The following is an 8,521-nucleotide window of genomic DNA, read 5'->3' as shown; positions in this document are numbered from 1 at the left end:
CCGTCTACTCCGGCGTGCGCTGAGACGGCGGCGCGACCAGCGCCTTCTTCACCATGACCGGACAATTTTCCGCGACCGGAGGTCGCTTCGGTAGTTTGCGCAGGGAACGCGTTGACGGAACAAGGCTTAGCTTCGTGGTGACGGCTCGGAGACAGCGATGTTCCTGGCAGAGGATGGACGCCCCGCGGGCTTGACCTGGAACTACACCCGCCGGGAGATGCTGGCCGACGGCGTGATCCATTTCCTCGGCGTCGCCTGCGGCCTCGCCGGCGCCATCGCCATAGTGATCCTTGCCGCACTCGGTCCGCTGGGCTGGCGGGAGCAGGCGGCCGTCGCCGTCTACGCGGCGGGCCTCGTCTCCATGCTTGGGGTCTCCGCCACCTACAACATGTGGCCGGTCGGACGTCGCAAATGGTTGCTGCGCCGGGCCGACCATGCCCTGATCTACCTGATGATCGCGGGCACCTACACGCCGCTCGTGACGCTCGTCGGCACGGGCACGGTCGCCTGGGGCCTGCTGGTCATGGTCTGGTGCGTCGCGATCATCGGGATGGCGCTCAAGATCATGCTGCCCGGCCGCTTCGACGGCGCCGCGGTCGGCCTCTACCTGCTGCTCGGCTGGAGCGGCGTCGCAGCCTACGATTCCGTCATCGCCATGCTGAACCCCACCGCCCTCTGGCTGCTGGCCATCGGGGGACTGCTCTACTCCTTCGGGGTCGTCTTCCATCTCTGGCGGAGCCTACCCTACCAGAACGCCATCTGGCACGGCTTCGTGCTGGCGGCGACGGCCTGCCATTTCGGCACCGTTCTGACCACAGTGCTGGAGGCCGGCGCCTGAGGAGAGCTAGGCTCGCGGCCTCAGCGCGTAAAGGGCGATCGCCGCCGCGTTCGAGACGTTGAGGCTGCGGATCTCGCCGGTGAAGTCGATCCGGGCGAGCACGTCGCAGGTCTCGCGGGTGCGCTGGCGCAGGCCCTTGCCCTCGGCCCCGAGCACGATCACCGCCGGCCGCTTCGGACCGACCGCGTCGAGGGAGGTCTCGGCTTCCGAGTCGAGGCCGATGCGGGTGAAGCCGCGCTCGCCGAGTTCGATCAGCGCCTCGGCGAGGTTCCGAACGATGACGAGCGGCACGTGTTCGAGCCCGCCCGAGGCCGATTTCGCCATGACGCCGGTGGCATTGGGCGAGTGCCGGGCCGTGGTGACGATGCCGGCGACGCCGAAGGCAGCCGCCGTGCGCACGATCGCCCCGACATTGTGGGGATCGGTGATCTGGTCGAGGGCCAGCAGCAGCGCGTCGTCGGGCAGGGCGTCGAGGTCGGGCGCGGGGAGGGCGTCCGCCTCGAGGTAGAGCCCCTGATGCACGGCGTCCGGCCCCAGCAGCGCGTTGATGGCCGAAGGCCGGACGAGCTCCGGCACGACGCGCAGGCTGCCGACCGCTTCCGTGAGGCGGGCGAGCGCGTTCTCCGTGGCGAGCAGCCGGTGCAGGCTGCGCCCCTCGTTGGCGAGCGCCTGCATGACCGGGTGCCAGCCGTAGAGCACGACGCGATCGTCGCCCTCGCCCCGCGGCGGACCGCGGCGGAAGCGTTCGCGCTTCCCCTGCGGCCGGGCTCGTCTCGGCCCCGCCGGGCCCTCGCGTCGCGTCGTCATGCCAACCATCCGCCGTCCTGGCCGGGGGCGAAGCGCCACGCGGTCCCAAGGGACGCCCGCGACAAACCGGCCGCCAGCCCCTTCGTCAAGCGCCGAACGGCAAGGGCACTCGCGTTTACAGGCGCCATCGCGGGGTCTATCACCGCCCCCGACCCGAAACCCTGACCCGAAGCACAAGATGCGCGCCGAGATCGAGCAACTCTCGGATGCCGCCAAGCAGTCGATCGGACTGCTGAGGAGGCATCTTTGACTGGGATACCGTCGAGAAGCGTCTCGCGGAGCTGAACGCGGCTTCCGAGAACCCGGACCTCTGGAACGACGCCGAGGCCGCCCAGAAGGTGATGCGCGAGCGTCAGGAGCTCGACGAGGCCGTGACCGCCATCAGGAAGCTCGACCAGGATCTCGAGGACGCCAAGACGCTCATCGAGCTCGGGGAGATGGAGGGCGACGAGGCCTCGATCACCGAGGGCGAGGCCGCGATCCGCGCCGTCGAGAAGGAAGCCGCGCGCCGCCAGGTCGAGACGCTGCTCTCCGGCGAGGCCGACGGCTTCGACACCTACCTCGAAGTCCATTCCGGCGCCGGCGGCACCGAGAGCCAGGACTGGGCCAACATGCTCCAGCGCATGTATGCCCGCTGGGCGGAGCGCCGGAAGTACAAGGTCGAGATCGTCGAGTGGTCGGACGGCGACGAGGCCGGGATCAAGGGCGCCACGCTCCTTATCAAGGGTCACAACGCCTATGGCTGGCTCAAGACCGAGTCCGGCGTCCACCGCTTGGTGCGGATCTCGCCCTACGATTCAAGCGCGCGCCGCCATACCAGCTTCGCCTCCGTCTGGGTCTATCCGGTGATCGACGACCGGATCGAGATAGAGATCAAGGAGAGCGACTGCCGCATCGACACCTATCGGTCGTCCGGCGCCGGCGGCCAGCACGTGAACACCACGGATTCGGCGGTGCGCATCACGCATATCCCGACCGGGATCGTGGTGGCCTGCCAGCAGGAGCGCTCGCAGCACAAGAACCGCGCCACCGCCTGGAACATGCTGCGCGCCCGCATGTACGAGGCCGAGCTGAAGAAGCGCGAGGAGAAGGCCAGCGCGGAGGCCGCCGCCAAGACCGATATCGGTTGGGGCCACCAGATCCGGAGCTACGTGCTCCAGCCCTACCAGCTCGTGAAGGACCTGCGCACGGGCACCCAATCCACCGATCCCGACGCGGTGCTCGACGGGTCGCTCGACCCGTTCATGGAAGCGTCGCTGGCGCAGCGGGTCTACGGTGGAGCCGAGGGCGTCGAGGATATCGATTAAGGCCGTCGACCCACGCATCGGGGTGGGCGAGATGGAGTGGAACTCGGCCTCGACCTCGCATAGGTTTTCGCCATGCGGGTCAAGGTCACGGCCGATTACGAGTGCTGGCCCCTCTGGTGGGACGAGGCCGAGCGTGTCGGAAATGTCTCCCCCACAGAGCTGGGGCTGAGCGACCACCTATCCTCTGATCTTCTCGCATGGGCGTCGGCCTACGACGCGACCCTGAACCGCGACGATCCCTCGTCGTCCGGTTTCGCTTCCGCCAACGAGGAACGATTGTTCCACGAGCAAGGTCGACGCTTGGCCTCTCGCGTGGCTGATGAACTCGGGAGCGGCGCGACCATCAGGCACATCGCGCACGACGAAGAAAGGTGACGTCAGCAACATCTCACAAGACAAGAGTCCAGGCGTCCAGCTGGCTTTCTTTCCTGGCCGCGAGTGAGCTTGCTGCCTAAGCTCGAAAAGTTCGCTTCTCACCCACCTTTTAAGTGCGGGCGCCTCAGGCCGAGACCGAGGCGCCTCAGACGTCGACGATATCGCGCAGCAGGACCTTCAGCACCGCCTTGAGCCGCCGCTCGTCGAGGGGCTTTTGCAGGAAGGCGACGGGGCCGGTCGCCTCGGCCGCAGCCCGGGTCGCCGGGTCGCCCGAGCCCGACACGAAGACATGCGGGATCGACCGGGCCTGCGCCGTCCCGGCCACGTCGATCCCGGTCAGCGCGCCCTTCAGCTTGATGTCGAGGATCGCGAGGTTGATCCCGCCCTGAGCCAAGTGGTCCAGGGCCGCCTCTCCCGTCGGGACGCTGGCGACCACCTCGTGGCCGGCCTCGTCCACGAGATCCGCCATGTAGCTGGCGACGAGATACTCGTCCTCGACGATCAGGACGCGCAGGCGGCGGCTCACAGCGCCACGCCCACGCGGCAGCGCGTTCCCGGGTTTCGCTCCTCCACGACCACCTCTCCGTCGATCTGCTGCGCGAGCCGCTCCACGAGCTGCAGCCCCATCCCGGCCGGTGCCGAGCGGAGATCGCCCGCGAAGCCGCGCCCGTCGTCCTCCACCGTGAGAACCACGCGGCCGGGCTCCCGCTCCAGGCGCACCCACAAGGTTCCGTCCTGCGCGTCGGCAAAGGCGTGCTGGACCGCGTTGGTGATGATCTCGTTGGCGAGCAGACCGAAGGGAACGGCGATGTCCACGGGGAGGTCCACGGCGTCGAGCCCGGATTCGAGGGTGACGGGAACGGGCGCGAGGGCCACGAGGCTGGAGGTCAGCTCTCGCAGGAAGCCCCCGAAATCGACCCGGCGGAAGTCCGGCGAGCGGTAGAACTGCTCCTGCAGCCGGCTGAGCGCCTGGATGCGCTGGCGCAGATCGGACAATCGCCGCCGGTCCGCCTCGCTCTGGATCGACTTTTCCGTCTGCCGGATCAGGCTGATGACGATCTGCAGGTTGTTGTGGAGACGGTGGTAGAGCTCGGCCAGCACCAGATCCCGGTTCTCGACCAGGGCGCGCTGGGCAAGGCCGCGTTCGACGACCATGCGCGCCGTCAGCGCCAGGCGCTTCAGCTGGTTGCGGCCCTTCACCACGTAATCGTCGAACCCCGCCTTCATGGCCCGGACCGCGAGATCCTCGGAGCCGGTTCCGGTCACCATGATGGCGTGGCAGTGGGGGTAGCTGCCGCGTACGGTTTCGAACAGCGCGAACCCATCGATCCAGCGCAGGTCATAATCCGTTACAAGGAGGTCGGGCACCAACTGGAGCGCCTGTTCGAGGCTGGGCGGATCGGAGACTTCGACGATGTCGAGGTCGGGAATTTCCTGGGAGAGCGCGCGAACGTTCAGGGCACGCGTGTCAGGGTCGTCGTCGGCAACGATAACGCGCATGAACGTTCCACTGCTCAGGAAACCGGTCCGCGGTGCTAACAGCGAGCTTCGGGCGTTTGATCCGCGATCCGGCAGGCTGAAACGTTCGAGGACTTATGGCAAGGCAGAACCTCTGACGTGGCCGCCCTGACGCAGTCCAAGCGAGGCCGCTACTCGGCCCTCGGGGTCACGGCGCTGGTCGCAGCCCTGGTGCTCACCGCGCTGAGCAGCGCCGTTCTCCTCCTCAACCTCTCGCGGCTCAACACGAGCCGGGCGGAGGTCTCGCGCATCAACGGCGTCCTGACCCTGGTGGCCGAGTTCCACGAGGCCATCCGGGCGGCCGAGACGGGACAGCGCGGCTTTCTGCTGACGGGCGAGCAGCGCTACCTCGCCACCTACCAGCAGGCCGTTCCGCGGGTCTGGTCGAAGCTCGCCGCAGCGGAACGATCGGTCCGACGGCCGGAGCAGATCGGCCGTCTGGCGAGCCTTCGTGCGCTGACCGAGAGCAAGCTCGACGAGCTGGCCAACACCGTTGCCCTTCACGCACGCAGCCAGAGCGCGGCCCTCGGCGTCGTCCGCAGCGATGTCGGACAGAATCTGATGGAACAGATCGACGCGACGATCCGGAGCATACGGGAAACCGGAACCGAGGCGCTGGCGACGCAATCGGCGCGCGAGCAGAGCGAGGCGGCCTGGGCGACGGTAATCGGCGTCGCGAGCGGCGGTTTGGCGCTCGCCAGCGCGATCCTGGGCGTCGTCACTCTCGTGGGCCAGCGCGCCCAGGGCCGCCTGTTCGAGGCGGAGGAGCGGTTCCGCAACCTCGCCGGAAACATCGAGGACGCCTTCTGGGTCTCGGATCCGCGCAGCAACACTCTGCTCTACGTCAACCCGGCCTTCGAGCGCATCTGGGGCCGTCCCCTGGCGGCGATCTACGAGAATTCCAGGGTCTGGCTGGACGCCGTCATCCCCGAGGATCGCGAGCGGGTGAGCGCCAGCTACGCCGCGAACGCGATGAAGGGGACTTACGACGAGACGTACCGGATCACGCAGCCCGACGGCTCGCTGCGCTGGATCCGCGACAGGGGTTGGCCTGTGAACGATGAGCGCGGGCGGTTCGAGTACGTGGTCGGCATCGCGGAGGACATCACGCCGATGCGCCTGACGCAGGAGGCCCTCACCAGCCTCAACGCGGACCTGGAGCGCAGGGTCGAGGACCGCACGCAGGCCCTCGTCGAGGTCAACCGCGAGCTCGACGCTTTCGCCTATTCCATCTCTCACGATCTGCGCGCGCCGCTGCGCTCGATGCAGGGCTACGCCGACGCCCTCGTGGAGGATTTCGGCGAGGGCTTGGCCTCGGAGGGGCGGCACTACACGCAGCGCATCGCCGCCGCCGCGCGGCGCATGGAAGACCTGATCCAGGACATCCTCGCCTACAGCCGCCTGGCCAAGGAAGAGGTCAGCGTCCGACCCGAATCCCTCGAAGCCTCGGTCGATCACGTCCTGTCGGAGCTGGCGCCGACCCTGGCGGAGGGGCGGGCGACGATTCGGGTCGAGCGGCCGCTGCCGGTGGTGCGATCCAACCGCCCGGTCCTGCGGCAGGCCCTGGGAAACCTCATCGCGAATGCGATCAAGTTCACGGCGCCGGGCGAGGCGCCCGACGTCCGGATCCACGCGGAGCGCCGGGGCGACCGCGTCCGGCTCTGGATCGAGGACCGGGGGATCGGGATTGCCCCGGAGCACCAGGCGCGGGTGTTCGACCCGTTCCAGCGCCTCCACGGGGTCGAAACCTATCCCGGAACCGGGATAGGGTTGGCCATCGTCCGGCGTGCGATGACGCGCATGGGTGGCACCTGCGGCGTCGAATCGGAGCCCGGTCTCGGAAGCCGGTTCTGGATCGAGCTCCCGGCTTCCGAGGAAGGTTCGCAAGGATGACGGCACTGCTCGAGGACGTGATCGTCGTGATCGAGGACGATCCGGACGACAGGCACCTTCTGGCGCGCTCCTTCAGAAAACTGGGGTCGAGCGTGCCGCTGCGCTTCGCCTGCGACGGCGACGAGGCGCTGACTCTGCTGAGCGGGCTGGTGTCCTCGGCCGATCAGCCGATGCGCCCCCTGGTGATCCTGCTCGACCTCAAGCTGCCACGCCGCTCCGGATTCGAGGTCCTGACCTGGATCAAGGCGCAGCCTGCCCTGCGCCGCATCCCGGTGGTGATCCTCACCTCGTCGCGGGAGAATTCCGACCTGAGGCAGGCCTATGATCTCGGCGCGAACTCGTTCCTGGTGAAGCCGAGCCAGCCCCAGGCCCTCCATAGCCTGATCGAGCAGGTGAACGGGTACTGGCTCGGCCACAACGAGGTGGCACCGTTGATGGTCTAGCCCCCGCGGGGACGGGCCTGCCGCGGCCTCGGTGCGCCCTAACGCGCGGCGGTCTCCAGCCCGCTTCGCGCCCGCAGGAACCGCTGCGGGTCCACCGGCTCGCCATCGATGCGGGTCTCGTAATGCAGGTGGCTGCCGGTGGAGCGGCCGGTGGAGCCGACGCGGCCGACGATGCGCCCGGCCTCGACGCTCTGGCCGGGCTGGACCGCGATGGTCGAGAGGTGAGCGTAGCGCGTGGTGACGCCGTGGCCGTGGTCGATCTCGACCATGTTGCCGTAGCCGCCGGCATATTCGGCCGCGATCACCCGACCCGCTGCTGTGGCACGGGCCGGATCGCCGGCCTCCGCCTTCATGTCGATGCCCGTGTGCATCGCCAGCCCCCGGGTGAAAGGATCGAGGCGAGGCCCGAAATGGCTCGACAGGCTGAAGGATCCGGCGAGCGGCTGGCGCAGGGGCAGCCCCTCGGCCACACGGCGCAGGCGCTCCTCCTCGCCGAGCGAGCGCTGCGCGTCGGCGAGCGCCATGCCGAAGCGATCGATCACGATCGGAACGAGGGGGCCGCCGAGGCCGGTGGCGGCCGGGCGTTCGAAGCGCGAGGCGTCGAGGCCGGTGCGGGCGACGAGGCTGCGCAGGCGCTCGGCGTTCCGTCCGGCACGCAGCGCGATCGCGGCGAGGCTGCGGCCTTGCGCTTCCGCGAGCGCGTCGAGCCGGTGCTCCAGGGCGGCGACGGTTTCCGGCAGGTCGAGGGCGGAGCGGCGCCCGGTTCCTTCCAGGCCGCCAGCCTCCTGCGTGCGGAGTTCCAGGGCATCGGGCGTGGGGATTGGCTTTCCCAACCCAGGGCGCCGGCCGCGCGCCGGCGGGACCGGAGCGGGATCGGTGGCCTCGGCCGCGGGGAGGGCGCCTTCGCCGGCCAAGGCTGCGAGCATCGCCTGGCGCCGCTCCATTCCGGCCTGACGCTGGGCGAGTTCCGCCAGCCGCGCCTCGAGGCCGTCGCGGGTGGTCGCGCGCTCGATCGCAGCGTGGTCGAGCTGGACCCGCAGGGCGTTGATCCGCCCCTCGTAGCTGTACTGCATGGCGCTCTGCTGCGAGACGAAGCGCGCCAGGACCTCGTCGTGGAACACGAGGTAGCAGGTCGTGGCGCCCGCCCAGGCCATGGTGCCGGCAAGCGCCGCCGCGAGGCAGTGGACGCTCCGGGGCGCGGCTGCGAATCTCGCGAGGCCGGATCGAAGGGAAAAGCGCATGTCGTCGGACCTGGTCCAGGTCGGTCCGTTCTGACATCGTTAGGGTTAAGGAAGGTGTAAGCGTCGGGACGGTTCGATGCAGGCAGCCCCTGCCGGAAG

9 protein-coding genes are annotated in these 8,521 nt (G+C 68.9%); 5 read left to right on the top strand and 4 right to left on the bottom strand.

Annotated features, from left to right (window positions below):
• Nucleotides 1-157 precede the first annotated feature (157 nt).
• The gene (gene trhA / locus MFF55_RS09570) at nt 158-838 is read left to right on the top strand and encodes a PAQR family membrane homeostasis protein TrhA (RefSeq protein ID WP_238243855.1); all 681 of its coding nucleotides are present in this window, start codon (nt 158-160) and stop codon (nt 836-838) included.
• 6 nt (nt 839-844) lie between these two features.
• On the opposite strand, the gene rlmB is transcribed toward trhA, so the two are convergent.
• On the bottom strand, nt 845-1,645 hold the full coding sequence (gene rlmB, locus MFF55_RS09565; protein ID WP_238243854.1) for a 23S rRNA (guanosine(2251)-2'-O)-methyltransferase RlmB: 801 nt from the start codon (nt 1,643-1,645) through the stop codon (nt 845-847).
• A gap of 178 nt (nt 1,646-1,823) precedes the next feature.
• Between rlmB and prfB the strand changes: the two genes are divergently transcribed.
• Nucleotides 1,824-2,952 (top strand): peptide chain release factor 2 gene (prfB, locus tag MFF55_RS09560; RefSeq protein ID WP_238243853.1). Its coding sequence is split into 2 segments (ribosomal slippage): nt 1,824-1,892 and nt 1,894-2,952, totalling 1,128 coding nucleotides; the frame shifts between segments, so codons are not numbered across the junction.
• Nucleotides 2,953-3,024: 72 nt separating this feature from the next.
• Entirely contained in the window at nt 3,025-3,327 is a 303-nt protein-coding gene (locus MFF55_RS09555; protein ID WP_238243852.1) for an immunity protein CdiI family protein, read from the top strand.
• Nucleotides 3,328-3,472: 145 nt separating this feature from the next.
• Here MFF55_RS09555 and MFF55_RS09550 read toward each other — a convergent pair whose 3' ends face one another.
• Nucleotides 3,473-3,853 (bottom strand): response regulator, encoded by a 381-nt coding sequence (locus MFF55_RS09550; protein WP_238243851.1) that lies wholly within the window; start codon nt 3,851-3,853, stop codon nt 3,473-3,475.
• Nucleotides 3,850-4,827, bottom strand: coding sequence for a histidine kinase dimerization/phosphoacceptor domain -containing protein (locus MFF55_RS09545; RefSeq protein WP_238243850.1), 978 nt, complete (start codon nt 4,825-4,827; stop codon nt 3,850-3,852). The genes MFF55_RS09550 and MFF55_RS09545 overlap by 4 nt, the downstream gene beginning before the upstream one ends.
• Nucleotides 4,828-4,944: 117 nt before the next feature.
• Between MFF55_RS09545 and MFF55_RS09540 the strand changes: the two genes are divergently transcribed.
• Both MFF55_RS09540 and MFF55_RS09535 read left to right on the top strand, forming a co-directional pair.
• Nucleotides 4,945-6,738, top strand: a complete 1,794-nt coding sequence (locus MFF55_RS09540) for a sensor histidine kinase (protein WP_238243849.1) — start codon at nt 4,945-4,947, stop codon at nt 6,736-6,738.
• Nucleotides 6,735-7,181, top strand: a complete 447-nt coding sequence (locus tag MFF55_RS09535) for a response regulator (protein ID WP_238243848.1) — start codon at nt 6,735-6,737, stop codon at nt 7,179-7,181. Before MFF55_RS09540 ends, MFF55_RS09535 begins: the two co-directional genes overlap by 4 nt.
• Before the next feature lie 38 nt (nt 7,182-7,219).
• Here the strand turns inward: MFF55_RS09535 and MFF55_RS09530 are convergent, their stop codons facing one another.
• The gene (locus tag MFF55_RS09530; protein ID WP_238243847.1) at nt 7,220-8,422 is read right to left on the bottom strand and encodes a peptidoglycan DD-metalloendopeptidase family protein; all 1,203 of its coding nucleotides are present in this window, start codon (nt 8,420-8,422) and stop codon (nt 7,220-7,222) included.
• Between the last annotated feature and the right edge of the window lie 99 nt (nt 8,423-8,521).

Source organism: Methylobacterium iners (assembly GCF_022179305.1).
Classification (GTDB): domain Bacteria; phylum Pseudomonadota; class Alphaproteobacteria; order Rhizobiales; family Beijerinckiaceae; genus Methylobacterium; species Methylobacterium iners.
Note: the sequence above shows the minus strand (reverse complement) of the source record. Positions and strands in the feature narration are given on the sequence as shown.